Origin of the sequence: Ensifer adhaerens (assembly GCF_028993555.1) — a bacterium.
GTDB lineage: Bacteria > Pseudomonadota > Alphaproteobacteria > Rhizobiales > Rhizobiaceae > Ensifer > Ensifer adhaerens_I.
In genome coordinates this window covers 686683-712689 of sequence record NZ_CP118611.1, presented here as the reverse complement: position 1 = coordinate 712689, position 26007 = coordinate 686683, and the positions used below count along the sequence as shown (strand labels likewise).

Sequence of the window (26007 nt, the reverse complement as noted above, 5' to 3'; positions counted from 1 at the left end):
ATGCGACCCGGTCCGGACACTTGATGCGAAGGCGCCTTCCCCTCGCGAAGCTCAATCGCGTCCAGCGGCAGACTGATCCATGCGCATCTGGCGCAGCATGTTCCGCCCGGCGATGAGCATCTCAAACAGGAACGCCAACAGCGAGACGATGAGCGAGACGATCGCACCACCGAAGTACCAGAACAGATTCTCCTCGCGGAACCCGAACGCGAGCGCGCCGGCAAGCAGGTTGAGGATCGCGCAGCCGGTACAGATCGCGGCCAAGGTTCCCAAGACGACCGCTATCTCCAACGCAAGCGTCCGCCGGCGCAGATAGTCCAGCTGCATGCGCCGCGCCTCACCGTCCCCGTCCTTTTCCCCTACCTCGTTAACCCGGTCCGAGACCCTGCCGAGACGTGTCGCATAGACGTTTACAAAACCGGCTGTACCGGCAAGCAGGAAGACAGGTGCCAGCGACGTCTGGATGATCGAGGCCAAGTCGTTGACGATTGCTGGCGGTTCCATGAGTGTTCTTAATGACTTCCGTACAAGAGTAGTCGACTTGATGCGAGTAGCGCTCGGTCAACCTACAGCAGCGGCAAAAATAGACAATTTTCCGGCCCACAGCGCAGACGACGGTCTGCAGTTCCTTTGCCGAGAGCCGACTGCGTGCCTGCATATCCCGGCAGGCTTGTCATTTCATTTGGTGCGATGGCGAGCCGAACGGACGCTCTTGATGATCGCCACATGAGCGCTAAGGCACGCCAAAAATATCAGAACGAACAAGGCGAAAGCAGCAGACGAGCCGTCGACGACGGGCCAGCCGACCGGCGGAAGTTGAGCAAACGAACTACTGGCGAAACCCGCGCTGCTTTGCGATATCTGGAGCACAGCCAGCCCCGAGGCTACAAGAGCTGCATGCGCATGAATGAAGCGCAACTGCAAATATCGCTCAGGCCGAACCGCCAGATAACCGCCAATGGCCGCGGCGACTAAGAGCGTCAAGGTCACGCCCCAAAAGACTACATCGGAAGCGTTTACCAACGTGAGTATCAGCGTACGCGTCATCGGCAACATGGTCGTGTACAGGGCCCAGGCGAATGAGCTGGACGGCGCGTTGCAAAGCAGTGCAACGCTCAGTAGCGCGATGGCTGCGACCATGTAGGCGCCGCAGGGGCCAAGTCGAATGATGGTCAGCACGAACGCTCGCATGGCTCAAATCCTTCATCCCCGCCCACCCGATATGGGCGTGTCAGACAAAAAATATAAGATGATGCTTAATTGAGGCTTACGCGATTTGCGGAGTCGACCGGAATATCTCGCGGCTTCGCGCGACCGTCCTGGCCGGCGTCTGGCGGCTCTAACCCCTTGATTAGCAGAACTGAAAGGCGGAATTGTGGATACACACAGGAGCGGTCGTCAGGCATGTGTCTCTTTATTGCGACTCTTAAATTCAATTCTCTCTTTATTAGTTATTTTTCAGCAAGATTTCCGATGAGCTCATCCGTCGGCGAGGCTAGGATACCCGCAATTGGGGGAACGCAATGGAAATGTCTCGGAGCAAAACAAGCCGCATGACGATACTGTTCGCAGGGGCGCTGATGCTCGTCGGGTGCCAAACGGACGCACTCGACGATGTCGCTGCCTTTGGCGATAGCGCAAAAACGCTCAATGATGATTCGTCGGTTGCCTTCTACAAGGACGATGAGCTGGTGACCACGGGCAAGCTCCAGTTCCAGGAGAAGAACTACGGAAAGTCCTACGCGATCTACAAGCGGGCTGTCGAAGTCTTTCCGCGAGACCCGGCCGCATGGCTGGGGTTTGCGGCCTCTTCCGACATGGTCGGTCGCTTCGATACTTCGGATCGCGCCTATGCGCAGCTCTCCAAAATGATCGGCGGTACGGCCCTCTACTACAACAATATCGGCTATTCCCACCTGCTACGCGGTGACCTGCCCGGAGCGCGCACCTACTTCCTGAAAGCATATGAGATCGATCCCTCGAATGAGACCACGGCGAAGAATCTCGAGCTGATGAAGAACAGCGTCAAATACGCTCAGCGGTAACTTGCTCTCGCCCCCTCGCTTGGAGCCCCCGGCGGCTAACCGCATGAGGGCGACCACGCTTACGCATATTCTTCTGAGAATTCGAAACGCGAGGGCGCCGCCTCCCTGCACATAGCAAGAATCTGTTCGAGGCGCGCTCGACTTACCGCACCTTTCTTAGAACAAGCTTGCCATCCGCTGAAACAGTTCGCTCGTAGCGCGGTAGGTTGGAGATGGCCCCGCCCTGCGGATCAGCTGCGGCAAGCACCTCGTCAACGGCGGATTCAGGAGCGGAAACGGAATAGGAGGATGGCGATAGACGCTGGGTCACTTCCTTGCCTGGCGCGCTGATGATCATGCTGCCGCCGTCGGATGCGAACATGCTAGGTGTCATGCGACCATCGAGATCTGCGACATTTCTTTGGAGCTCTTCAACGGATTTGCGGACGGCTTCCATTTCGTCGGCCTTCGCCCCGCTGGCGATGTTTACTGCCTGCTTGCTGATCTGCTGCTTCAGTCCGTCGATCGAGCGTTTGAGCGCGGACAGGGTCTCGCGGCTTTCGCGGACGTCCGCGGCATTCTTTGCCGTGTAAAGCAGGATGCCGGCATTGAGTGGCAGCAGCATGAGCGCCAGCGCGATGATCGGCATGCTCCTCGTTCGGCTTGGCTCCTCCGCACGGCGCTCCTTATTCCGCGATTCGATGTCTGGCTCGATTTCGACATCGATATTCGAAATATGTGTCATCGAATTCCCTCCGTCACCAAACTGAGCCGCCCTGATCTTTATGTATCCCCGAAACCGAACCAGCCCCACCGGACCGCGCTCGCTTCCTTTGCGTGCTCTTCCTTTTGGGTGCGCTTGGCTTTCGTGCCGATCGACACCCAATAAGATTATTTCAGGCATTCCTTAACAAGACTGCGCCGCCCCAGCCGAGGCCGGCTTAATGTCCGGCCTCAATCCAATGTGAACACCCCTCCCCAAGCCCGGTCCAGCATCTCCAGCGACGCGATCTTCGGCAGGTCGTTGAACTCGCAATAGGAGGAAATGAAATCCAGGAGGTATTTGGGATGATAACAGGACGCCAAGGTATCCCCTCGGTACTTTCGGTCATAGAACAAGTGCAAATCAGCACCGATCAACTGTATCGCGGCCACGCGCGCGTAGGACTCGAAGATGCGAACATATTCATCCCGCGACGGGTTATTCACAAATATCTTATATTTGAGGCGCCGCAGGCCGGCTTCATCGGAAAGCTCCCGCGGGGGAATGTTGGTAGAAAAGACGACGAGCTCATCGAACGGCACTTTGAATTTCTTGCCGGTGTGCAATGTGAGGAAATCGTAGCCACGCTCGAGCGGAACAATCCAGCGGTTGATGAGCGCTTGTGGTCGGTCCTGCTGGCGTCCAAAATCGTCGATGATGAAGACACCGCCCGACGCCTTTAGGTGTACCGGCGCTTCGTAGACGTTGGCTCCCGGGTTGTGCGTCAGGTCCAGCAGCTCGAGTGTGAGTTCGCCACCGGTCTTGATGACCGGCCGACGGCATTCCACCCATCGCCGGTCGGATTTCGGATGCGGCCTTGTGGCCGGCCCATGCGCAGGCTGGTGCGTGGCTTCGTCGTAGAAGCTAATGACGTATCCGCCGACTTCTATGGCGTAGGGGACCCAGATCGTCTGGGTGAACAGCTCGGAAGTCCGCTCGGCAATGCTGGTCTTGCCGTTGCCGGGCGGACCATAAAGAAGGATGGAACGGCCCGAATTGACCGCCGGTCCCAGCTTTTCAACCAGAGCCGGTGACAGAACCAACCCGTCCAGGCTTCGGATCAGTCGTTCATGGGTAACGCGTTCATGATGGATGGACTGCAAGCCGATCTGGCGACAAAAAGCGTCGAGCGACACCGGGGTCGGGCCGATATACTCCGACTGCCGCAGGGCCACCTGCGCATAATCCAGCCCCTTGATCGAGAGCGCATAGCGAATGTCGGATTTGACATCTTCGCCGGCAAGGCCTCTCGCCTCGAGATAGGACAGCTTTACCAGCTCCTTGATGAGACTGTTCGTCAGCACCTTCGAAAGCTTCATTCGGTCGGAAAGATACGAAGCCGTAACCGTATCCTGCTCGGTTGCGCATTTCGCGGCAAGCCGCAATAGGAACGACAGATCCAACCCGGTGTCTTCGTGACTCAGCGGTGCCACCGGCATGCGCGGATCAAGAACGAGGGCGAAATCTTCCCGGTCCTGGCTGGGCGAATACTGCATGGCGGCCTTACTCCTACCTAGCCACCGGGCTTCAAACCGGTGAGAATGCCAAGAACGCGAAGTACGATCGGGGCGAGTACGATGATGAGACTGACGGGAAACAGAAAGGCACCGAGTGGCAACAGCATCTTGATCGGCAGAGCATTGGCCTTCTCCTCGGCCCGCACGATCCTGAGATCACGCATTTCCTTGCTGTAGACACGTAGCGCCTGGGTAACGCTCGTTCCAAGCTCCTCCGACTGACGGAAGAGTACGGCAAGAGCGCGCGCTTCATCAATTCGCAAGCGTGTTGCCAGATTGATCAGGGCTTCGCGCAGACGGCGGCCGCCGCGCACCTCCAGCATCATAATCGAGAGGTGCAGGCCAAAATCCTGACGCTTCTGGACGAATTCCCGGGCGACACGGTTCGCCGCCGCCTCGATGCTCATGCCTGCGTCAAGGCATACGATCAGCATGTCCATGAAATCGGGAAAGAGCCGTCGGTATTCCCGTTCCTTGGCGTCGCCACGCCGGTCGATGTAGATATTGACGAGTACGAACGCGACCCCCGTCACGATCATCGCCGCGAGCAAAACCGCAAGCCCCGACATCTCGGGGACGAAGCGGTTTAGGGTCCACGCACCGCCCACCATCACCACACCGCAGAGGATTGCACGCACCGCTTGAAACACGGTAACCGCTGTGGCACCGAAATATCCCGCCCGGATCAGCCGGTTCTGTGTTGAATTGGCATTTTGGTCTCGACGGGTGATTTCGAAGTAACGGCGGATGAGGCGGTTCTCCGCCTCCCCGAGGTCGCCAAAGGTGCCATCTCCGAGCTGGAAATCGTCGCCACCTCCCTTTGCAGCCGTCTCCGACAATCGGGCGCCGACAGCGCGTCGGCGTAATACCATCTCCGAAATAACGACGGAGAATATCATAACCGCGACGAAGACGACGATGTAGATTTCCAACTCGCCCATGGCGGCCTCAGTATTCGAAATTGACCATCTTGTAGAGAATGACGTTGCCCACCGCCATGATGGCAACGAGGACGGCGACGATGGTCGTGCCGTGGCCACTTGCCCAGACGGGATCAAAGTAAGTCGGTGCGAGCGCCTTGATCAGCGCGTAGAGAAGGAACGGATAGACCGACATGAAAATCGCGGTGATACGCCCTTCGGAGGAAATCGCTTTGACCTTGGCCTTCAGCATAGTGCGATCACGCAGGGTCTTCGAGAGATTTTGAAGGATTTCGACCAAATTGCCGCCCGTGCCCGCCTGGACGCTCAAGGCGATCGCCAGCAGGTTCAAATCTTCCGCCCCAACGCGTTGACTGAGATTGATGAGGGCGTGATCCAAGGTGGTGCCATAAGTCAACTCATCCGAGAGCAGGCCAAATTCCGTTCCAACCGGATCGGGTATTTCGCGCGCTACGAGCGAGATTGCCGCCGGCAGCGGATGACCCGCAGATAGGCTGCGATTGGCAACGTCGAGCGCTTCCGGAAGCTTGAGGGTAAATTTGCGGATCCGGTTCGCACGTTTGCGCCAAACGACAACAATCGGAATGGCGAGACAAACCAGCAGAAAAACCGGTATGCGGACGAGCGTGGTCGGGACCAGGAACTGAACAGCGAGCCAAACCAGTACTGCACCGGTGATCCCATAGAGGGCGAAGCGCTGGGCGTCGAACTTGACACCGGACTGCGCATAGTACTGCCGAAGACGTTGAACAAAAGGCAATGATCGCCAGTCTTCGTCGGCGCCGCGTGCCTTCAGCATCGCATGATAGGTCTTGAGGTGGTCCTCGCTTACATCAAGCAGGCTCAGCCGATCATTGACGGCACGCTGGCGTTCAGACTTGCGGAAGTAGCTGCGCAATACTGCCTCGACCGAAATCAGCGCGGCGATGAAAACGGCGGCGTAGAGGAGCAGAAGCGTCATGATTCAACCACCCCCGCATGAAGCGGTTTTCCCGGATCAAAGATCGCCGAGGGTATAGTGATCCCGAGTTCGGCAAACTCTTCCACGAAGCGGGGACGAAGGCCAGTTGCTCGGAATTCGCCGTGGATGCGGCCGCTTTCGTTCGTGGCAATGCGCCTGAACCGCATGATCTCCTGCATCTGCACCACCTCGCCCTCCATGCCGGTGATCTCGGAAATCGACACTACTTTCCGGCTCCCGTCGCTCAGACGCTGGACCTGAACAATGATGGTGATCGCCGAGGCGATCTGGGAGCGGATGCTGAGCTGCGACATGGGCATGCCGGCCATCCCAACCATCTGCTCGAGCCGGCCGACGGCGTCGCGAGGTGTGTTTGCATGAATTGTTGTCATCGAGCCTTCATGGCCGGTGTTCATCGCCTGCAACATGTCGAAGGCCTCTTCGCCGCGCACCTCCCCGACGATGATGCGATCTGGCCGCATACGCAGGGCATTCTTGAGGAGTTCGCGCTGACGCACTTCGTTACGGCCATCGAGCGTTGGCGGCCTCGTTTCCAGCCGTCCGACGTGCGGTTGCTGCAGCTGTAATTCGGCCGCGTCTTCGATGGTAATAAGGCGCTCCTCGACGGAAATCTGCGACGAAAGGGCATTGAGCAGTGTTGTCTTTCCCGAACCCGTACCACCGGAGATGATCATCGACACTCGGCCCTTGACCGCGGCGCTCAAGAGAATTCGCATCGCATTCGCCATTGCGCCGTGTTCGACGAGGCGCTCCAACGTCAATGGCTTGCGCGTGAACTTGCGGATCGACACCAGCGGTCCGTCGACCGAGATCGGCCGGATGGCGACGTTGACGCGCGATCCATCTTTCAACCGCGCATCGACGAGCGGCGTCGACTCGTCCACGCGGCGACCGACGGCAGAGACGATCTTGTTGATGACACGGAGCAGGTGATCTTCGTCTTTAAAGCGTACGGCCGTGTTTTCTAGTTTGCCACGCCGTTCGACATAGACGCTGTTGTAGCCGTTGATCAGGATATCGGCGACGGAGTCGTCGGCCAGCAGGGGCTCAATTGGGCCGAGGCCGAGCATCTCGTCGGTGATGTCACGGATCAGGTCGTTGATTTCCTTAGCATTCAGCGGGAAACTGTTGCGCCGAATATAGTCTTTGACGAGCGGCCTGATTTCGGTGGCGATTTCCTCGTCGTCCATCGTGTCGAGAATGCCGAGGTTGATGCGATCGAGCAAGTAGCGATGCAGATTGACACGCTCCGCCACCATGTCGAGGCCGAGCGACTCTTCCAGCCTGGCACTTGCCGCAGCACCTGCCGCCTCTGGACTGGGTATGGACGCGGTCTCCGCCACTGGCATCAAGGCAGGCTCAGGCGCTTTTCCAACGTTCTCGTCATCCGCCGGCTGCTGCTTGTAGAAACGACCAATGAACCCGGTTGCCATTGCTTGCTACCTTCTTCGACTATTTGACGATCACCGTTGCTCCGACCTTCACCCGCTCGTATAGATCGATGATGTCGGCATTGCTCATGCGGAAACAGCCTGACGACGCGAACCGCCCGACCGTGGACTGTTCGTTCGTTCCGTGAATGCGATAAAGCGTGTCGGCGCTCCCCCGGTATAAATAAATGCCGCGGGCGCCCAGCGGGTTGAACGGACCAGGAGGCACAAGCGCCGGCAGTTCCGGTGCGCGCGCCTTCATCTCAGCCGGCGGCCGCCAGTCGGGCCATTCCGCCTTTCGCCCGACCTTCACCACCCCGCTCCAACGAAAACCGTCGCGGCCGACGCCGATCCGATAACGGATCGCCCGGTTGCTTGAGATGACGAGATCGAGCGTCCGCTCTTTACTGCCGACGACAATCGTGCCGGTGGGATATCTTTTCTCGATCGCTACGACCGTGCTCGTTTTCGGCCCGAGATTGCGCGGCACCGTCCCGCCCGCCGATGTTCCGGTCGCAGCCGGCGTGAGCGCCAGCACACTCAGGAGCAAAACGGCCCACGTCGGCCGACCGCGACCGAAGCCAGCGCTGCTCCGGTCCATCGATCTGCTGCTGCGCAAGCTTTTCCTCATCTGACGAGGGCTCCAAGCTTGCCGATGGCACCGCAGAAGGGCGAGCGCGAATTGACCTCGTTGGGCAGAACGCCGCGGTTCACCGCCTCGCTCAGCGTGTCCCAGTCATATGGGATAATGTGCGCATGCGTATCCTTGAACACTTTGTCTACCTGTTCGCGACGCACCCCGAGGCTGAAGAGCTTGGTATGATACTTGTTGATGACCACCTGGATCGAGTCGGCATTGCCGCGCTGCCGCACGAGATCCACGAAAAGATCCTTAGCCTGATGGAGTGCCGGAATCGTCATTTCGGTGACGATAGAAACGCTGTTGACTGAGGCCAGCACCTCGCCCTTCCAGGGGGTTTCGTAGTAGGGAACGTCGATCACCAAGTGATCGCTCTCGAAGGCGGCGACATCCAGCATGCGCAGCACTAGCTCGGCTCCTTTGGCTTCGAGCAGAACGGACGGTTGCTTGAACGACAGCAGCGTGAAACCACCGGCGTGACGCTTGCGTACGAGATCGATGAATTCAAGATCGACACGCGCTGGATTGGCGATGACGGTCTTCAGATCGTAGTCGTTGAGAAGGTTGAGGTAGTACCCGAGCGATCCGGACGAGAAATCCAGATCGAACAGACCAACACGTGGCGCGACGCCTTTCCTCGGCTGCGCCAGCAGATGGGCAAGCGACGAGGAAATGACGCTCGCACCAGCACCGCCTACGGCAGCAACGATGGCATGAACGCGACTTTCGTTCCCGTCGACGCCTGGCGCATGGGTCGAGATCATCTCGATCAGTGCACGGCGTTCGAGCGGCTTTTTCAGCCAGTCGTCACCATTCAGCCGAAATAGCGGCCGCATTAGTTCGTCTGACAGAACCTCGGAAACGATCACCATCGGAATATTGCGATGGCTGGCACGAAACGCAAAAATCTCCGGCCGACAGAGCATGTCGCCGCAGTCGACGTCGAGCACGATCAGGTTAAACTGCGTCGGATCCACCCGCCCCGCCTCGGCAAGCGTGCTTAGTGCCAAGTGGTGCGCTTCATAACGCGATAGCGACCCGAACGTGTCAAGCATCAGGCTGGCCGCCGCCGCGTCGTCGGAAAGAACGAGGATTTTGTTGGTGGTTGCAAAGCTCATATGTGCGGTCATCTCGCTCCCCCACGCAATATTGAAGGACTCAGCAGCTTGAACATGTCTCGAGGTCTTCCGTGGTCAGTGTTACCGCGTGAGCGGGTACCTCGATCTGATCCAATCCCAGCAAAGCGCCGAGAAGTGGCAAGTCGAATGTCACGTCGCGCACTTCCAGCCGCATGGTCAGCACCGGTCCGTTCGGCCGCCCCCAGTAACCGAGCCCCGAACGCTGATAGGTCACCACCAGGTTTGCCGGCTGGATCCGCCAATTGAGATCGCAGATTCCCGGATTCGGGTCTCCCACCACCCCGCAGATACCGTCGCTTCCCATGACAATTCGGGTCAATGCGCCGCTGCAATTGGCAAGGTTCGGGCCGCAAGTGGATGATATCCCCGCGTCGTTCGGGGTCGCGTCGCCGTTGTTTAGAGGATTGTCGGCATCGGTCGGAAAAACCTCGGTGAAGTCGCTAGTAAGAGGATCGGACACAGCGGCAAGACGGGCACCAAATTGCAGCGCCTTCACGGTCTGGTTCCATTGCGACATCGCGTAACCGAACTCGACGAAGGCCGCAAACACTAGAAGTACAAGCGGTAGCGTTATTAGCCCTTCGGTGAGTGTCACACCGTTCTGATCCTTCCAGAAGTTGACGGGCGGTCGATGGGCTACCATCCGATAAACCTCTCTTCGTGGGAGGAGCTGATCGTGATTTGATCGATACCGAGCCAGGAAAAGATCGGCGAGTTCTGATAGACATGTGAGGTTTGCACCCTGATCGTGCCATCGGCATCGACGGGAACGATCGTGATATCGGCGAGGTCGGGACCCCAGCCGCTGACGCGTAAGGTAGCGCCGGCGGCGGGGCTCTGCGTCCCATAGAACGCGATCATCTTTGCAGTTGCCGCATCGCATGTCGGGTCGTAGGTCCCAGAATCCGGCCGACACCTCGCGAGGTAGCGGCCCGCATCTCTAAGCCCGGCGTCAATCTGCATTCGCTCCCAGAAAATGTTGCCGAACTCGAGAATACCGGCCGCGAATATCGTAATGAAGGGCACCGCAATCAGCGCTTCGGTCAACACGGCCCCGTCATCGCTCTGCCAGAAGCTGTGACGGAATCTATCAGAGATGAGTTTTCGCAGAGCGATAATCATCGGACAAGCTCCGCTTCTTCGCGCAGGAACTCGTCAAGCGTGCCGCGCCCACCCTTCCCAGTGATGTCGATCATCTCCAAAGAGAGATAACGTTCGCTATTTGCCTTAACCGCGGGCTTCGTCAAGAACATGCGTGCGAAGGCAACAGCTTGCGTGGCTTTGTGGCCGTTGAGGTGGCCTTGAGACGCTTCATAGCCGCAGTTAACGATTGCTGCGAAGATCTCGCGGCGATCGCCGTACTCGTCCGCGGTATAATTCGAGAGCGCTGGCCCCGTGTAGCATTGTCCGCCCGTGAGTGGTGTACCTTTTTCCCCGCTCGCTGAAGCATGGCTGATCAGCGACGGGTTATTGAGTTCGTAGCGATAGACGTCGTAGGCGGACGGTCGGCTCGGTGTCGAGGCACCGCCACTCGGATAGCTCGAATAGTTGCTAAGGACGGCTGTAACAGACGGTGCCGCGCCGCCCTGTGCGACATTCCAGTAGGTAGTGTAGTTCCAATTGTTGCCGCTGCTGATTTTGCCGCCTCCCATTGCCGTCATGGTTGCACCATAGCCAAGCGGCACCGCCTTCGTGACGTCCCCAATCGTGCCTCCCGACACTATCGGGTTGTAGGTATCGCACTGCTTATTGGCGTTGCCCGTTTGGCTCTGCGCTGATCGCACGTTTTGTGCCGGGCGATAGCGAGAGTCGTCCCGCACCTTGTTGAACGACGAGGAGTAGAAACCAAAGCGCGTATTCACGCCGTCCTCAACCGGCCCGGCCTTAGCACCCGTCTCGGTGTCGAGATTATCTTTTGTGTAACACGTACCTGGATTGCCTGTCGCAAGAGCCTCTGCCAATACAGATGCGCCATTACCCAATGGAGTTCTCAAAAAACCGAAATTGCCAGGTCCGGGATTGGAGGAGGCCGTGCTGTGAAGTTCGATCTGTACACCATAGAGATCGCCGGCGGAGAACTTATTGTGCAACTGCTCGGCCGCCTGTTCCCCGACGGCCGAACTGTTGTTACCTCCTGGCTCATAAGGATTGCAGATAAAAATCGGCGTAACATCGCAGGCACTGACACGATAGGCTGCCACCGCGTCGGCAGACACATTGATGGTACCGCGATTAAGTCCAACGGGCAGCGGGAAGATCGTCTGCATCGCCTGGTCCTTGGATCTCACCCAAGCATACCCTGCCTCGTTTGAGTCCGTCGTCACCATCGCCTCGGTGATCGGATCGTCGTCGTCTCCCCCGAAAGAGCCGTCACCGGGAATGCCTTTCAGAAACGTGACCGTTACCGTGCTGGCGGCATCATTTGCCGCGTCATAGGACACGGTGATATAAGAGCCGAGCGAGAAGTCGGCCCCGCCGCCACCAAAGGCCGCGGTGTTGGCCAGCTTTTCGATCGCTTCTTGCGCGCGCTCGATCGCATTGTCGCGGCCGTCGAGTTCGCGCGCTCCCGCCAGTGCCATGGCATCGACCGCATTCTGAAGGTCGGTATGAAGATTGGCATTGCGGCCGACATCGATGACGATAAGTGACATGCCGAGCAGCAGCGGCATAGCAATGAGCGTCAACGCGATGACGTAACCTCGTCGGTCTTCCCAGAACCTGTTGATTGCCCTGTTTAGCATAGATATGCCTCTCCGATCGCGGCGGTTCACCGACGTGTCGCGCTGTTCTATTTGCATTCCTTTCCGGCACTTCCGCCGTATCAATTTCCCACGCCCGTCAGTTGACGGACGCCGCCCCATTGCCGCCCATCTGCGCAGGCGCCGGAATGATCATCGCGGGCGGCCCCCCGCCCCCCTGATAACCGCGTATGGCTCTGCTCACCACCTTGCCGTCAGTCGCGATCCGCGTGTTCTGCGCCACCCGCGGGAACGGATCCTGAATGTGAATTGCTTTGTTGGCCTCAACGGCGTTTCCAAGCCCGAAGGTGATCGTATCCCTGTGGTTCATGTAGTCCGCGCAGCCGGACATAAGGCTTGCCGCCGCTAAAACCAGGATTGCGCGCTTACCTCTTAACAACAGCAAGGGCACCTCCCGTATCGAGATCCAGTCTATGGCCATAGGGCCCGGTGACGCCTTCGCCATTGCGGAATCGGCGAAGCATGTCTTTGTCGACCTCCAAAACACCGAGCGCAAAAAGCTCAGCGTCATTCGATGAACGCGTCTGATCAAGCGGAGTATAGAGCGCCTCGCCCGGTGCCGCCGGCCGCACGATGTGCGGAGTCACGACAATCACGAGATCGGATTCACGCTTCAGGAAGCTCGTGGAGCGGAAGAGCGCCCCGATCACCGGCAACTGCCCCAAGCCCGGAAGCTGCTGAATATCTTTCGAATTAATCGATTGCAGTAGACCGGCCATGGCAAAACTCTGCCCGTCGCGCAACGCTACAGTGGTCTTCGCGGCGCGTGAAATAAAGCCGGGATTGCCATTAACGTTGATCGATGTGTCGAGTTCGGAAACTTCCGGCTCAACCCTCAGGCTAATGAGCCCGCCGTCAAGGACTACGGGTGTAAATGTCAACCGCACACCGAAAGGACGATAGTCGGTCTGCGTCGCTACCGTCGCGCCGTTGGCCACGGTCGTCTGGATCGGCACTTCACCACCGGCATGAAAGCTTGCGGTTTCACCGCTCATCGCTATCAGGTTTGGTTGTGCGAGGCGTCGCACCAGACCCTTTTGTTCGAGGGCGTTGATGACGACGTCGATCTGGCCGCCGGAGATCTCGAGAACCTTCGCAATCAGTTGACCAAAGGGTTGCATGCCGGTCGCAGCGCCGGCCGCATCTGTCAGAGTACGGACCAGCGTGCCGTCCTTGACCCCGATGCCCTGGCTGGTCGTCGCCTTCCCGATGCCATTCCTGCCCGCCCCTGCCCAACCGATGCCGAGGTCGCGACCGGTTTGACGCGACGCCTCGATCACCCGAACTTCCAGCATAACCTGCTGGGAGTCGTTCACACGCAACTGGTTGAGAACGGGTTGGTCCGAATAGGACTGGGCGATTTCAAGCACGCGCTGCAGTTCCGTAGCATCGCGCACGATTCCAGTCAGACGGATACGATCATTGGAGTTGATCACCCGGACCTGTGACCCCGGCGAGGCCGAGCGGATCGCCGATGCCACCTCGCTGAAATCGCTGGCGACGCGGATGTCGATGACGCCCAGGAGCTTCTTGTCGTCGCCATAGACAGAGATGTTTGTCGCCCCGGTCTTCTTTCCGCGGATGAAAAGCGACTTGTCAGAGAGTGGCACCACATCAATGAGATCAGCACTTCCGATCACGAGATCTCCGAAAGGCTTGCCAGTCGCGATCGTTATCGTGTCGTTTGGTGGCAGCACCACCTGCTGAACCGACCCGCCAAGATTGATGAACTTCTCCTGCGCGTCCGCCGAACCAATTAGACCTGGAGCCCAAAAGCTGCAGGCCGAAACAAGCGCAACAGTGGCCGCCAAGGCCCTGCGTCTTGCCTTATTTTTTATGCTTCCCCTCAACATTTCGGCGTACGTCCCCCTCTCCTCGAAGTTGGCCCTACCCAGCAGGTAGGTTGAATTTCCCGTTACTGGATCTGCCCCACCCGGTATTCTTCCCGTTTGTTCGTGCTCCAGACACCGACGGTCGCCCACTTCGGCTCTGCCGGCAAGACCGGCTCGACATTTCGCTCGACAATTTGCACCTGTTTTTCGCGCACTGGCGTATTCATCTTGCTTTCGACGGAATTGATCCGGCCTCCGAGGTCCTCGCCGACCTTGCGGACCATGCGCTCAATCAGATCGAATCGCCCGTCGTCTGAATTTTGCGCGAGTTCAGCGGCGATGGGGCCACCGCCGAGATCCGCTACTGTAATCGGCCGGGTCTGCTCGACGGAAGCCGAGGCAATGTTACGAAGTGTGAGCGAGAGCGTGCCAATATTGGCACCAAGCGTCAGGCGCTGCGCCTCGTCGGTCGTCACCTCGAAGGTGACGGTTTTGACAACCGAAGGCTCGTCCTTACGCTCGTCAGCCGTCTGGTCGACGGCGAGCACCTTCACTCCCTGCAACAGAACGTCCACGGAAGTCTGCTCGCTGCCGCTCTTGGTGTTGCGGATCACGCGAGTCAGGAGTACGTCGACCCGATCCGAGGGGCGCACGAAACCGGCAACACCGAGCACGTCGTTGACACGGATAGAAACGGCCTTCATCCCCTGATCGAGGGCGGCCGAAAGGGTGGCGCGTTCGCCAGCGCCAGTGATCTTCGACGCCAACACAGGTTCGCCTGGATCTATCGCCTCCATGGCATAACGCGGCTCGTCCTTGTCGCCGAGAACCGCTTCGATCGCCAGGAAGGAACCCTCAGGCCTTTCCTCCGAGGGCCACGGAATGGCCTTGAGATTTTCTGGACGCACCCGATCGCCGAAGCGCATGCCCTTAGCGGCAACAACAAGCATCTTTTCCGAGGATTTCGCACCGCCGTTTGCCGCAAGCCGCGCCCTTTGATCAGCGAGATACGTGCGCGTGGCGAAAACCGCAGCGCCAGCTAGTAGAAGAGCGACAACGAGACTGATAATCGTCGAGGAGCGCATCGCCGATACTCCATACTTTATCAAAATAGCCTTATCGACAATTACTAAAATACGAGAGAGGGGTTAACAAACCCCCCTCTCTCGAACTCAGCATTACGGCGCGCCCATATCATTATTGGTAAAATACGTCGCCCACTCACCCCAGTAAGTATCAAGTTGGGTTCCGATGGTGCCTACCGAAAAAATTACCCCACCAACGAGAAGGCCGAGCAGAATAAGGTATTCAGTCAGCGCTACGCCGTCTTCTTCCCGCGCGAAAGCGCGGACTTTATTCAAAAGTGCTTTCATCGAGAATTACCTCCTACACAGTATACCTTTCGCGTGACCGCTTATGTTCCCCGGCCCCCGCCTGTCATCGAGACCGCCTCTTTGACTGAGATAATTAATAATCCCTTAATTACTATATCGTCAACTTCTAATACGATCGAGTCTGAAACATCTCCGGGGTATGGTTAAAATCGTAATCCCTCACATTTTAAGGGTATTTGAGACAAAGTTTACGGGATCGTGACATCACGCAATATTTCTTGAGTTTTTCCCTTCGTGACTTCTTAAACTAATCAGCGGAAGATCTGGGCAATCACTCGCGACATCAGGAATCGTCTGGAGCCAACGAAACATGAGCGATGCGATCAACATAATCCCATTGGTTGCTACGCTGGTTTTCTTCTACGCGGCTTGGAGCGACTTCCAACGCTGGCGTATTCCGAACGGAGCGATCCTCGCGCTCATCACCATCTACGCGCTCGGCGCAATCGTCCGGCTCACGACAACGCAGGACATCGGTGCGACGCTCTTCTCGCTTGACGGCATCGGCGGGGAGGTCGGCGCCGGTCTTTTGCTCTTCACCCTTGGCGTAGCCCTTTGGGCCTTTCGGCTGTTCGGCGCGGGTGACGCCAAGCTATTCCTGCCGATTGGCCTCTTCGTCGGCTGGCACGGCATGCTCCCGTTCGCCGTTTTCCTGCTGATCGGCGGGATCCTGACGATGGTGGCTCTGAGACTGCCGGTGCCACTGGCATTCGCGCACTATGCTGTGGCCATGCGCATCGAGGAGATCCGCACGAGCCGCAAGATTCCCTACGGCGTCATCATGGTCTTTGGCACGCTCGTCACGATGGCCCTCCGACACCGCCAGACCTAGAGGAGCTTGCCGAACCACTCCGGCTCGGTACGAGAAGTTCGCCAAGCACTCCAAACAACAGGCCGCCCCTCTCGGTTGATCGACCTATCGGCATCACCACAGCTTGGATAAGACACCACGGACGAGCACCAATCGGGCAAACGTCTGATACAGGGTCCGGCTGATTTCGCGGATCTGGTGCGCTGGCAGCGCCCGATCGGCTGATCGGTCGGCGGGTCGGTTGCCATCGAGTTCCCCGCTCCCTTCCTTGCCAGCGTTCCTTCAGACATGCCATCTAGACCTGATCAAATCGCGGAAAGACCGATTTGGATCGCGGGCAGCATCGCAGGCCCCACCGTCAGGCAGGATCACGCACTTCAGGAGAACTCATGTTTGACCATGTCAAATTCGGCGTCACCGACTTTGAAGCCAGCAAGGCCTTCTACCTTCGAGCACTCGAACCGCTCGGCGTAGCCATCATAGCCGAGGGCGAACCTTCGTACGGTGTCGAACTCAGTTCGAAGGGCAAGGCTTCATTGTGCCTGCACCAGACCGATGAGAAGCCTGCGCATCTTCATCTGGCATTCGCGGCCGAGACTCGCGAGCAAGTCGACGCTTTCTACCGTGCCGCTTTGGATGCAGGCGGCAAAGACAATGGTGCGCCGGGTCTGCGCCCGCGCTACCACGCGAACTATTATGCGGCCTTCGTGCTTTGCCCGGACGGGCATAACATCGAAGCGGTCTGCCACGAACGAGAAGCCTAACCAACGGAGCGGACGGCCCCGAACAGGCCGGAGTATCATCGGCTCCGCATGACCTGCGCCCGCAGGAGATGACGTAGGCGCCCTCCATGCTGACGGCACTGAGGGCCGACCATGAGATCGGCGGCGTAATGCCGCCGATCGTCAAGTTGGCGATGAAAACGACGCCGAAATGCGCGCGGTCGATGCCAACGCCGGGTTAATCTCTTGCGCTAGCCGGTAAACGTGTAATCGGCGATCGATTGAGGCTTCATCTCGATCGAGAACCCGGGCCGCTGCGGTGGCATGTAGGCGGCGTTTTCGATCACGCAGGGATCGAGGAAGTGCTCGTGCAGATGGTCGACATATTCGATCACACGGCCTTCCTTGGTGCCGGAGACGGCAACATAGTCGATCATCGACAGGTGCTGGACATATTCGCAAAGGCCGACGCCGCCGGCATGTGGCCAGACCGGCAGTCCGTATTTGGCAGCAACGAGCAGAACCGCCAGCACCTCGTTCAAGCCTCCCATGCGGCACGAGTCGATCTGGACGATATCGATCGCGCCCTCGGCGATGAACTGCTTGAACATGATGCGGTTCTGGCACATCTCGCCAGTTGCGACCTTCACCGGTCCGATCGCCTCGCGAATCTTGCGGTGCCCGGCGACGTCGTCGGGGCTCGTCGGCTCCTCGATGAAGAAGGGCTTGGCAAAGGCGAGTTGCTTGACCCAGTCGATCGCCTCGCCGACCTCCCAGACCTGGTTGGCGTCGATCATCAGGTAGCGGTCGGGCCCGATCACCTCGCGCGCGATCGTCAACCGCCGGATATCATCGGCAAGATCGCGGCCGACCTTCATCTTGATGTGGTTGAAGCCCTCGTCGATCGCCTCCTGAGCGAGGCGCCTGAGCTTTTCGTCGTCATAACCGAGCCAACCGGCCGACGTCGTGTAGCAAGCGTAGCCTTCCCTCTCCAGTGTCGCGATACGCTTAGCCTTGCCGGGCTCGGCCTTGCGCAAGATCGCGACCGCTTCGTCACGCGTCAGCACATCCGTCATGTACCGGTAGTCGACGATGTCGGCGATCTCTTCCGGCGACATGTCGGCGACCAGCCGCCAGACGGGCTTGCCCGCTTCCTTGGCGAGCAGATCCCAGACGGCGTTGACCACGGCGCCGGTCGCCAGGTGCATCGCCCCCTTCTCCGGGCCGATCCAGCGCAACTGGCTGTCACCCGTCAGGTGCCGCCAGAAGCGGCCGGGGTGGGCGAGGATGTCGGCGGTATCCTGGCCGACGATCAGGTGCCGCATGGCCTTGATCGCCATGCAGCAGATGTCGTTGCCCCGGCCGATGGTGAAGGTGAGACCATGGCCCGCAACACCCTCCCTGTCCGTGTCGAGGATGACATAGGCCGCGGAATAATCCGGGTCCGGGTTCATCGCATCGGAACCGTCAAGGCTCTGTGAGGTCGGAAAGCGCAGGTCGAAGACGCGCAGATCAGTGATGCGGGTCATGGTCACTCCAGTCTATGTATCAATCGTCCGCGCGAACGGACTGCTTCTGGCTGCCGAGACCCTCGATGCCGAGTTCGACGACGTCGCCGGCCTTGAGGTAACGCGGCGGCTTCATGCCCATGCCGACGCCGGGCGGCGTCCCGGTGGAGATGATGTCGCCAGGCTGCAGCGACATGAACTGCGACAGGTACGAAACGAGATGGGCGACGCCGTAGACCATGGTCTTCGTCGAACCGTTCTGCATGGTCTCGCCGTTGACCTTCAGCCACATCGGCAGTTTCTGCGGATCCGGCACTTCGTCCTTGGTCACAAGCCACGGGCCGGTGGGACCAAAGGTGTCGCAGGACTTGCCCTTGGTCCACTGGCCCTGGCGCTCGATCTGAAACGCGCGCTCGGAGACGTCGTGAACGACGCAGTAGCCGGCGACGTAGTCGAGGGCTTCCGCTTCGCTGACGTACTTCGCCTTGCGGCCGATGACGACACCGAGCTCCACTTCCCAGTCGGTCTTGGTCGAACCGCGCGGGATGAGCAGGTCATCGTTCGGGCCGACGATCGCCGAGGTCGCCTTCATGAAGATGATCGGCTCGGACGGCACCTTGGCGCCGGTCTCGGCGGCATGGTCGGAATAGTTGAGGCCGATGCAGATGAACTTTCCGGTACCGGCGACGCAGTGCCCGAGCCGCTGATTGCCGTCGACGGCCGGCAGGCCGGCGAGATCGAGCGCCTTGAGTTCGGCGAGCCTGTCGGGATCAAGCGCCGCGCCAGAGAAATCGGCGACGTGGCCCGAGAGGTCGCGCAAGGTGCCGTTTGCGTCGAGGATACCAGGCTTTTCCTGGCCCGGGAGGCCATAACGAAGGAGTTTCATGGATTTCTTTCCTGCTTCCTGTGTTGTCAGATGGTCCAACCGCCATCGATGGCATAGGCCTGGCCCGTCGTATAGGTCGCGCCGGCAAGATGGACCGCAAGGTCAGCGATCTCTTCCGGGGTGCCGAGGCGCCCCATCGGCTGGCGGGCGATGAAGGCGGCGCGCGCCGTCTCATAGTCACCCTGCGCGCGCATGCGGTCCTGCAGGGACGGGCTCTCGACCGTACCCGGGCAGATGGCGTTGCAGCGAATACCCTGCGACACATAGTCGGCGGCAACAGCCTTGGTGAGGCCAATGACGGCCGCCTTGGTGACGCCATAGGCGAAGCGGTTGGGCACGCCCTTGATGCTGGATGCGACCGAAGCCATGTTGATGATCGCGCCATCCTTGCGCGCCAGCATGCCAGGAAGCACCGCACGAATGGTGCGGATCATCGCCTTGACGTTGAGGTCGAGGGCGAACTCCAGATCCGAATCCTCCATCTCCAGGATCGAGCCGGCGTGAACGAAGCCGGCGCAGTTGAAGAGCACATCGACGGCGCCGATCTTCGCCACCAGCGTTTCGACGGCTTGTGTGTCGAGCACGTCGAGCCGGTGCGTTTCGACATCCGCCTCCTTGGCAAGCGCTGCAAGCGCGTCAACGTTGATATCGGTCGCGTGTACCTTGGCTCCTGCCCTGACGAAGGCGAGCGCCGAAGCGCGGCCGATTCCTTGGGCGGCGGCCGTAATCAGGACGACCTTGCCTTTAAGATCCGCTGTCATTCTCGATCCCTCATGCTTTGCGTTCGACGACCAGGATATGGTCGGCGGCGAGGACGACCTCGCCACGCTGGTTGATGACTTCTAACCGTTCCACCACGCGACCTGCGTTCGGCCGCTTCGGATCGTCCTCCTTGGCCGAGATCGTCACGCGGGTGCGGATCGTATCGCCGATATGGACCGGACGCACGAAGCGCAGACGATCATAGCCGTAGGAAAAGGCAACCGGATTGATCAGCGATGCGGTGAGACCGACGCCAATCGAAAAGATCATGGTGCCATGGGCGATGCGCTGGCCGCCCGGCAGGGTCCTGGCAAATTCCGCATCCATGTGGTGCGGAAAGAAATCGCCGGTGTGGCCGGCGTGAACGACGAAGTCGGTCTCGGTGATGGTGCGGCCTGTCGTCAGGCGCTCATGCCCCAATTCGTAGTCTTCGAAGTGGATGATCTGCTCTGACATGTCAGCGTCCCGGAAGTGGCGCGATCGCCGTTGCCGGCGCAGCACTTGATTGATAGGCGGCCTCGACGAGGGCCATCGTCTGCCAGGCGTCTTCGGCCGAGCCGATCAGTGCTTCGTCCTCGCCGGCTGCGAACCGCTGCAGGTTGGCCATGCGGTTGGCGAAGGCGTCGGGGAACCAGGCACCTTCAAGCGGCACGGCAACCCAGTCGGCAGCACCCGCCGGCCGGATCCAGAGTTCGTCGGGCTCGCCGCGCGGATAGTCGAGGTTGACGCCGAGCTTGACGTAGGCCGCACCCGAGGTGCCGGATATGCGGAATTCGCAGGCCTGGAACTTGCGGCCGAAATCATGGTCGTGATTGACCGAGAGCACGCAGCGCACGCGATCGCCGTAGTCGAGGATCGCCGCCGTGCGCGTCTGCGCGACCTCGTGGTTCGGATGGCCGATCGTCTTGGCATGCACGCCCAACGGATTGCCGAGCAGGCCGCGCACCAGATCCAGATAGTGGATCGAGTGCATGGCGATCTCGATCCGCGGCAGGCCTTTCAGGAACGGCCAAAGACCCCACGGGGTCGCAAGCGCCAGCCAGGCGTCGAAATCCACGACCTCGCCGAGATATCCCCTGGCGATCGCATCCTTCAGCGCCAGCATCATCGGCGCGAAGCGGAGCTGGAAGTTGACAGCGGCCTTAAGCTTGCGCGCGCGGCAGATTTCCAGAATTTCAGTTGCGGCTGTGAGATCCGACCCCATGGGCTTCTGGATCAGTGCGGCAGCCCCCACCGGCAACCGGCCAAGGATCGTGGCATGGGCGGCGGGCGGCGTCGCGAGGTCGAAGATGGCGCCCGGCACCGCAAGCGCTTCGTCTTCGGTCCGATAGGCGCGAATACCCCAGCTTTCAGCAAGCTGAAACGCCTTGGCATGGTCCGGATCATAAATCCCGGCAACCGGGAAACCGGCCTTGCGATAGGCTGGCAGATGCGCGTCGCCGACGATGCTGCCAGCGCCGAAGATGACGATCGGCCGCGGATTGCTCGGCTTCGGCCACCACTGCCTGAGTGTACCAGGATCGAAGTCATCAGCCATGATGGAAAACCTCTTCCATCATCGCCCACCACTCGCCTTCTTGTCTCGTCTCAAGCGGCTTCTGGCAAGGCATGCAGACCGACCACCATTTTTGGTTCTTCGGGTGCGCCGCCATCTTTGCCATGTCGGCTGCGAAGTCCGAGCCGACATATTCCCAGTAGCCGAACAGCAGGTTCTCGGGCTCCTTCAGGAAGATCGAATAGTTGGTGACGTTGCATTCGGAGATCAGCGCGAGGATCTCCGGCCAGACGGCGGCATGCAAGGCCTTGTATTCGGCGACCTTCGACGCTTCGAGGCCGATCACCATTCCCATGCGTTGCATGATGACCTCCCCTACTTGCGAAACTCGCGGGTGAATTCGTCGATCGAGCGGGCGCCAACGGCATCCCAGTCCCAGGAAATGCCGATGCCCGGTTCCGATGGCGCCATGGCGCGGCCGTTCTTGATCTCCATGCCCTTAGTCGTCAGGTCGTCGAGCTGCGGAATGTACTCGACATACTTGCCGTTGGGCACGGCGCAGACGAGGCTGACATGCAGCTCCATCAGGAAGTGCGGGCAGACCGGAATGTCGAAGGCTTCGGCCGCATGCGCAACCTTCAGCCAGGGCGTGATGCCGCCGATGCGGGCGACATCGACCTGCACGATCGAGCAGGCGCCCTTTTGCATGTATTCACGGAAATGGCGGATCGAGTACATGGATTCACCAACCGCAATCGGCGTCGGCGTCGAGCGCGTCAGCCGGATATGGCCGTCGAGATCGTCGGCTGGCAGCGGCTCCTCGATCCAGGCAAGGTCGAGCTCCTTCAACCGTGACGCCCGGCGGATCGCCTCGTCGACGGTGAAGCCCTGGTTGCAGTCGGTCATGATCTCGAAGCCGTCGCCGAGCGCCTTGCGCATCGCCGACAGACGATCATAGTCCTCCGAGCCGTGCGGCTTGCCGATCTTCACCTTCGAGCCGGAGAACCCCTTGGCCTTGGCGGCCAGCGCATCCTCGACCAGCGCTTCCTTCTCGATATGCAGCCAGCCTCCCTCGGTGGTGTAGAGCGGGCAACTGTCCTTGGCGCCGCCGGCGAGCTTCCAGAGCGGCAGCTTCTGCTTCCTGGCGCGCAGGTCCCAAAGGGCTGTGTCGACGGCCGCCAGCGCCAGCGCGGTAATCGCGCCGATGGTCGTCGCGTGCGTCGCAAACTCCATTTTGTGCCAGATCGCCTCGATGCAATCGGCATCCTCGCCAATCAAATAAGGCACCAGGTGATCGGAGAGAAGCCGCATCACCGACGAACCGCCGGTGCCGATCGTGTAGCTGTAGCCCGTGCCGGTCGCGCCATCGCTGTCGGTGATGGTGACGATGGGTGTTTCCTGGCTGACGAAGCTCTGGATCGCATCGGTCCGCTTCACCTTTGGCGGCAGGTCGACCATGCGCAGTTCGATTTTCTCAATTCTTGCCATGTCAGCCTTCCAGAGCCTTGCCGGTATCGATGTCGAAGAGATGGGCGCGTGAGAGGTCGAAACTCATGCGCACCTTTTCGCCCGAGCCAAGCGGACGCGGATTGAGCATGCGCGACACCCAGTCTCGACCGTTGAACTGGATGAAGACCAGTGTCTCGTTGCCGAGCGGTTCGGTGATCGACACCGGCAGTTCGACCTCGTGCACGGCCGCCGGGTCGCCGGCATGCAGGCCGTGGCCACTCGGATAGATATCGTCGGGCCTGAGGCCGAACGTCACCTTCTGGCCGGGGCGCAACGCCTTGGCGAAGCGCGGCGGGATCGGCAGGCGCGCGCCGCTTGCAAAGGTGAGTGCGCCGTTGTCGACGATCGCCTCGTCCATGTTCATCGGCGGCGAGCCGATGAAGCCGGCGACGAACTTGGTGGCCGGGCGCTGGAACACCTCTTCCGGTGTGCCCACCTGCTCGATGTAGCCGTCGCGCATGATGACGATGCGATCGGAAAGCGTCATCGCCTCGACCTGGTCGTGGGTGACGTAGATCATCGTTGCCTGCATACGGGCATGCAGCTTCTTGATCTCGGTGCGCACCTGCGTCCTGAGCTTGGCGTCGAGGTTCGACAGCGGCTCGTCGAAGAGGAAGACGTCCGGTTGGCGCACGATCGCGCGGCCCATGGCGACGCGCTGGCGCTGGCCGCCGGAGAGCTGCGACGGCCGGCGTTCGAGCAGGTGGCCGAGGTCGAGGATGGCCGCCGCCTCGTCGACCCGCGCCTTGATGTCCTCGGCCGATCGCCCGGCGATCTTGAGCGAGAAGCCCATGTTCTCGGCGACCGTCATATGCGGATAAAGCGCATAGGACTGGAACACCATGGAAATGTTGCGGGCGCGCGGCGGCAGGTCGTTGACCTTGCGGCCGCCGATCTCGATCGCGCCGTCGCTGACGTCCTCGAGGCCGGCGATCATGCGCAGCGTCGTCGACTTGCCGCAGCCGGACGGGCCGACGAGTGCGATGAACTCGCGGTCCTTCACTTCGAGATCGATGCCGTGGACGACCTCGAGCGCGCCGTAGCGCTTGACCAGTTTCCTGAGGGTGACAGGAGCCATGAACGATTATCCTTTCACCGCGCCGAAGGTGAGACCCGAGACGAGGTGCTTCTGAATGATGAAGGTAAGGGTCAGCGCCGGAATGATCATGACCACGGCCAGTGCGCACATGCCGCGCCAGTCGATGGTGAATTCGGCGGTGTAGTCGAGAAGACCGACCGGCAGGGTCTTGGAGTTGACCGAGCGGGTGATCTGCGAGGCGAGCGCGTACTCGTTCCAGGACGTCAGGAACGCAAAGATGCCGGCGGACGCAATGCCGGGACCGGCCAGCGGAAACTCCACTTGCCAGAAGGCCTGCCACGGCGTGCAGCCATCGATCTGGGCCGCTTCGGCCAGATCCTTCGGCACCTGGCGGAAAAAGCCGTCGATCAGCCAGATGGTGAAGGGCACGTTGAGCGCCACATAGGTCAGGATCAGCGAAAAGTGCGTGTCGATGATGCCGGTGCGGGCGTAGAGCATGAAGAGCGGCAGCGACAGCGCTATGCCCGGCACGGCCCGCGTCAGCATGAAGCCGAGGAAGATCGCCGATTTCGCCTTGAAGCGATAGCGGGCAAAGGCGTAGCCACCGGCCATGCCGATCGCGAGCGCGATTACCGTCGACGTCACCGAGATGATCAGAGAGTTCCGGAAATAATCCCAGACGGGAACGCCACCCTGCCCCGCGCCCGAGAACATGGCGCGATAGGCATCGAGCGAGATGCTCTCGGGGATCCAGACCGGCGGTTTTGCCATGATCTCGACGGTCGGTCGCAGCGACGACAGCACGATCCACAGACCCGGCAGGCAGATCACGGCCATGGCGAGAAACAGGCCGATCAGGTGCGCGACTTTCAGGAAGCGGCGGCGCAGGCGGTGCGAAGCGTTGATATCCATTACCACTCGGCTCCGATCTGCTGGCGCGCCGCGGCGAGCTTGCGGAAGAAATAGACGGTGAAGACGATCGAAAGCAGGATCGCGACATAGGCCATGGCGTTGGCAAGCCCCATGCGCGCGTCGGCATAGGCCGTGCGGCCGACGAGCGTCCAGAGAAGCTCGGTGCGCTTGGCCGGGCCGCCGTCGGTCATAATCTTGACGATGTCATAGGCCCGCGCCACGTCGAGCGAACGGATCGTCATGGCGATAAAGGCGAACGGCATGAGATAGGGCCAGGTGACGTAGCGGAAGGTCTGCCACGGCGTGCAGCCGTCGACATGGGCGGCCTCGACCGGGTCCTTCGGCATGGCGAGCAGGCCGGCAAGAATGAGGATCGCAAAGACCGCGGTCGAGGACCACACTTCGGCGATGATGATCGAGAGGAGTGCGAGATTGCCGTCGATCAACCAAGGGATCGCCTGGTCTGTGAGCCCCAGCGATTGCAGCGCATTGTTTACGAAGCCGATATTGTCGTTGAACAGGAACTTGAACTGGAAGCCGACCAGCACCGGCGAGAACATCATCGGAAACATCATCGCGGTGCGCAGTAGGCGCTGGCCATGGGTCGCCTTGTTGACGAGCAGAGCCAGGCCGAGACCAAGCAGCATCTCGGCGTTGAGCGCCACCGTGAGCAACAGAACGGTGCGGCCAAAGGCGACCCAGAACTCGGCATTGCCAAGAACAGTCGCGTAGTTGCGCAGGCCGACGAAGACCCACAGCGTCTCGGGCTTCGTCAGGCGAAACGGCGTAAAGCTCGAATAGAAGGAAAACAAGAGCGGCAAGACGATCACCGCCGCGAGCACGACGAAGGCCGGGAGCAGAAGCAAGGCCGGTGCTGACAATTTCTTGAGCTTCATCGGGCAGTCCTGAGGATGGCATGAAATGGCTGAGGCGGCACCGGCG

At 60.0% G+C, this 26007-nt stretch carries 29 protein-coding genes; 3 read left to right on the top strand and 26 right to left on the bottom strand.

Going from position 1 to position 26007, the window contains the following annotated elements:
* Nucleotides 1-51: 51 nt before the first annotated feature.
* Both PWG15_RS23670 and PWG15_RS23665 read right to left on the bottom strand, forming a co-directional pair.
* The gene (locus tag PWG15_RS23670; protein WP_275026483.1) at nt 52-504 is read right to left on the bottom strand and encodes a DUF2721 domain-containing protein; all 453 of its coding nucleotides are present in this window, start codon (nt 502-504) and stop codon (nt 52-54) included.
* Between the two features lie 174 nt (nt 505-678).
* Nucleotides 679-1191 (bottom strand): hypothetical protein, encoded by a 513-nt coding sequence (locus tag PWG15_RS23665; RefSeq protein WP_275026482.1) that lies wholly within the window; start codon nt 1189-1191, stop codon nt 679-681.
* A gap of 362 nt (nt 1192-1553) precedes the next feature.
* Between PWG15_RS23665 and PWG15_RS23660 the strand changes: the two genes are divergently transcribed.
* Nucleotides 1554-2045 (top strand): tetratricopeptide repeat protein, encoded by a 492-nt coding sequence (locus tag PWG15_RS23660; protein WP_275026480.1) that lies wholly within the window; start codon nt 1554-1556, stop codon nt 2043-2045.
* 142 nt (nt 2046-2187) lie between these two features.
* Here PWG15_RS23660 and PWG15_RS23655 read toward each other — a convergent pair whose 3' ends face one another.
* The 14 genes from PWG15_RS23655 to PWG15_RS23590 form a co-directional block, all read right to left on the bottom strand.
* Complete coding sequence (locus PWG15_RS23655; protein ID WP_275026479.1) at nt 2188-2928, bottom strand: hypothetical protein; 741 nt, start codon at nt 2926-2928, stop codon at nt 2188-2190.
* 50 nt (nt 2929-2978) lie between these two features.
* The gene (locus PWG15_RS23650) at nt 2979-4283 is read right to left on the bottom strand and encodes a DUF8689 domain-containing protein (protein ID WP_275026478.1); all 1305 of its coding nucleotides are present in this window, start codon (nt 4281-4283) and stop codon (nt 2979-2981) included.
* Nucleotides 4284-4300: 17 nt separating this feature from the next.
* A complete protein-coding gene (locus PWG15_RS23645) occupies nt 4301-5245 on the bottom strand; it encodes a type II secretion system F family protein (RefSeq protein ID WP_275026477.1) in 945 nt (314 codons plus the stop codon).
* Nucleotides 5246-5252: 7 nt separating this feature from the next.
* A complete protein-coding gene (locus tag PWG15_RS23640) occupies nt 5253-6206 on the bottom strand; it encodes a type II secretion system F family protein (RefSeq protein WP_275026476.1) in 954 nt (317 codons plus the stop codon).
* Nucleotides 6203-7576 (bottom strand): TadA family conjugal transfer-associated ATPase, encoded by a 1374-nt coding sequence (locus PWG15_RS23635; protein WP_425536830.1) that lies wholly within the window; start codon nt 7574-7576, stop codon nt 6203-6205. The genes PWG15_RS23640 and PWG15_RS23635 overlap by 4 nt, the downstream gene beginning before the upstream one ends.
* A 103-nt stretch (nt 7577-7679) precedes the next feature.
* On the bottom strand, nt 7680-8258 hold the full coding sequence (locus PWG15_RS23630; protein WP_275027188.1) for a L,D-transpeptidase: 579 nt from the start codon (nt 8256-8258) through the stop codon (nt 7680-7682).
* Nucleotides 8259-8284: 26 nt separating this feature from the next.
* Nucleotides 8285-9427: a pilus assembly protein gene (locus tag PWG15_RS23625; protein ID WP_275026474.1), complete on the bottom strand. Its 1143-nt coding sequence runs from the start codon at nt 9425-9427 to the stop codon at nt 8285-8287.
* 28 nt (nt 9428-9455) lie between these two features.
* Nucleotides 9456-10079: a TadE/TadG family type IV pilus assembly protein gene (locus PWG15_RS23620; protein WP_275026473.1), complete on the bottom strand. Its 624-nt coding sequence runs from the start codon at nt 10077-10079 to the stop codon at nt 9456-9458.
* Entirely contained in the window at nt 10073-10555 is a 483-nt protein-coding gene (locus PWG15_RS23615) for a TadE/TadG family type IV pilus assembly protein (RefSeq protein ID WP_425536829.1), read from the bottom strand. The genes PWG15_RS23620 and PWG15_RS23615 overlap by 7 nt, the downstream gene beginning before the upstream one ends.
* On the bottom strand, nt 10555-12177 hold the full coding sequence (locus tag PWG15_RS23610; protein ID WP_275026471.1) for a TadE/TadG family type IV pilus assembly protein: 1623 nt from the start codon (nt 12175-12177) through the stop codon (nt 10555-10557). The genes PWG15_RS23615 and PWG15_RS23610 overlap by 1 nt, the downstream gene beginning before the upstream one ends.
* Before the next feature lie 97 nt (nt 12178-12274).
* Entirely contained in the window at nt 12275-12580 is a 306-nt protein-coding gene (locus PWG15_RS23605; RefSeq protein ID WP_425536808.1) for a hypothetical protein, read from the bottom strand.
* On the bottom strand, nt 12561-14048 hold the full coding sequence (locus tag PWG15_RS23600; RefSeq protein WP_275026469.1) for a type II and III secretion system protein family protein: 1488 nt from the start codon (nt 14046-14048) through the stop codon (nt 12561-12563). The genes PWG15_RS23605 and PWG15_RS23600 overlap by 20 nt, the downstream gene beginning before the upstream one ends.
* Before the next feature lie 62 nt (nt 14049-14110).
* Nucleotides 14111-15112: a Flp pilus assembly protein CpaB gene (cpaB, locus tag PWG15_RS23595; protein ID WP_275026468.1), complete on the bottom strand. Its 1002-nt coding sequence runs from the start codon at nt 15110-15112 to the stop codon at nt 14111-14113.
* A 93-nt stretch (nt 15113-15205) separates the two neighbouring features.
* Nucleotides 15206-15400 (bottom strand): hypothetical protein, encoded by a 195-nt coding sequence (locus PWG15_RS23590; RefSeq protein WP_275026466.1) that lies wholly within the window; start codon nt 15398-15400, stop codon nt 15206-15208.
* Between the two features lie 331 nt (nt 15401-15731).
* Between PWG15_RS23590 and PWG15_RS23585 the strand changes: the two genes are divergently transcribed.
* A complete protein-coding gene (locus tag PWG15_RS23585; RefSeq protein ID WP_275026465.1) occupies nt 15732-16253 on the top strand; it encodes an A24 family peptidase in 522 nt (173 codons plus the stop codon).
* 368 nt (nt 16254-16621) lie between these two features.
* Nucleotides 16622-16996, top strand: a complete 375-nt coding sequence (locus PWG15_RS23580) for a VOC family protein (protein ID WP_275026464.1) — start codon at nt 16622-16624, stop codon at nt 16994-16996.
* A 209-nt stretch (nt 16997-17205) separates the two neighbouring features.
* On the opposite strand, the gene PWG15_RS23575 is transcribed toward PWG15_RS23580, so the two are convergent.
* From PWG15_RS23575 to PWG15_RS23530, 10 genes are read right to left on the bottom strand one after another with little or no spacing between them, the layout of a single operon-like run.
* Nucleotides 17206-18483 carry an L-fuconate dehydratase gene (locus PWG15_RS23575; RefSeq protein ID WP_275026462.1) on the bottom strand — a complete coding sequence of 426 codons (1278 nt, stop codon included), beginning with the start codon at nt 18481-18483 and terminating at the stop codon, nt 17206-17208.
* A 19-nt stretch (nt 18484-18502) separates the two neighbouring features.
* A complete protein-coding gene (locus tag PWG15_RS23570) occupies nt 18503-19348 on the bottom strand; it encodes a fumarylacetoacetate hydrolase family protein (protein ID WP_275026461.1) in 846 nt (281 codons plus the stop codon).
* Nucleotides 19349-19374: 26 nt separating this feature from the next.
* On the bottom strand, nt 19375-20109 hold the full coding sequence (locus tag PWG15_RS23565; RefSeq protein WP_275026460.1) for an SDR family oxidoreductase: 735 nt from the start codon (nt 20107-20109) through the stop codon (nt 19375-19377).
* A 10-nt stretch (nt 20110-20119) separates the two neighbouring features.
* A complete protein-coding gene (locus PWG15_RS23560) occupies nt 20120-20566 on the bottom strand; it encodes a MaoC/PaaZ C-terminal domain-containing protein (protein ID WP_275026459.1) in 447 nt (148 codons plus the stop codon).
* A gap of 1 nt (nt 20567) precedes the next feature.
* Nucleotides 20568-21647 (bottom strand): Gfo/Idh/MocA family protein, encoded by a 1080-nt coding sequence (locus PWG15_RS23555; RefSeq protein WP_275026458.1) that lies wholly within the window; start codon nt 21645-21647, stop codon nt 20568-20570.
* Nucleotides 21640-21969, bottom strand: coding sequence for an L-rhamnose mutarotase (locus PWG15_RS23550; protein WP_275026457.1), 330 nt, complete (start codon nt 21967-21969; stop codon nt 21640-21642). The genes PWG15_RS23555 and PWG15_RS23550 overlap by 8 nt, the downstream gene beginning before the upstream one ends.
* Before the next feature lie 11 nt (nt 21970-21980).
* Nucleotides 21981-23093 (bottom strand): mandelate racemase/muconate lactonizing enzyme family protein, encoded by a 1113-nt coding sequence (locus tag PWG15_RS23545; protein WP_275026456.1) that lies wholly within the window; start codon nt 23091-23093, stop codon nt 21981-21983.
* Nucleotide 23094: 1 nt separating this feature from the next.
* Nucleotides 23095-24192: an ABC transporter ATP-binding protein gene (locus tag PWG15_RS23540; RefSeq protein ID WP_275026454.1), complete on the bottom strand. Its 1098-nt coding sequence runs from the start codon at nt 24190-24192 to the stop codon at nt 23095-23097.
* A 6-nt stretch (nt 24193-24198) separates the two neighbouring features.
* On the bottom strand, nt 24199-25065 hold the full coding sequence (locus tag PWG15_RS23535) for a carbohydrate ABC transporter permease (RefSeq protein ID WP_275026452.1): 867 nt from the start codon (nt 25063-25065) through the stop codon (nt 24199-24201).
* Nucleotides 25065-25961 carry a carbohydrate ABC transporter permease gene (locus PWG15_RS23530; RefSeq protein ID WP_275026450.1) on the bottom strand — a complete coding sequence of 299 codons (897 nt, stop codon included), beginning with the start codon at nt 25959-25961 and terminating at the stop codon, nt 25065-25067. Before PWG15_RS23530 ends, PWG15_RS23535 begins: the two co-directional genes overlap by 1 nt.
* Nucleotides 25962-26007: the final 46 nt, after the last annotated feature.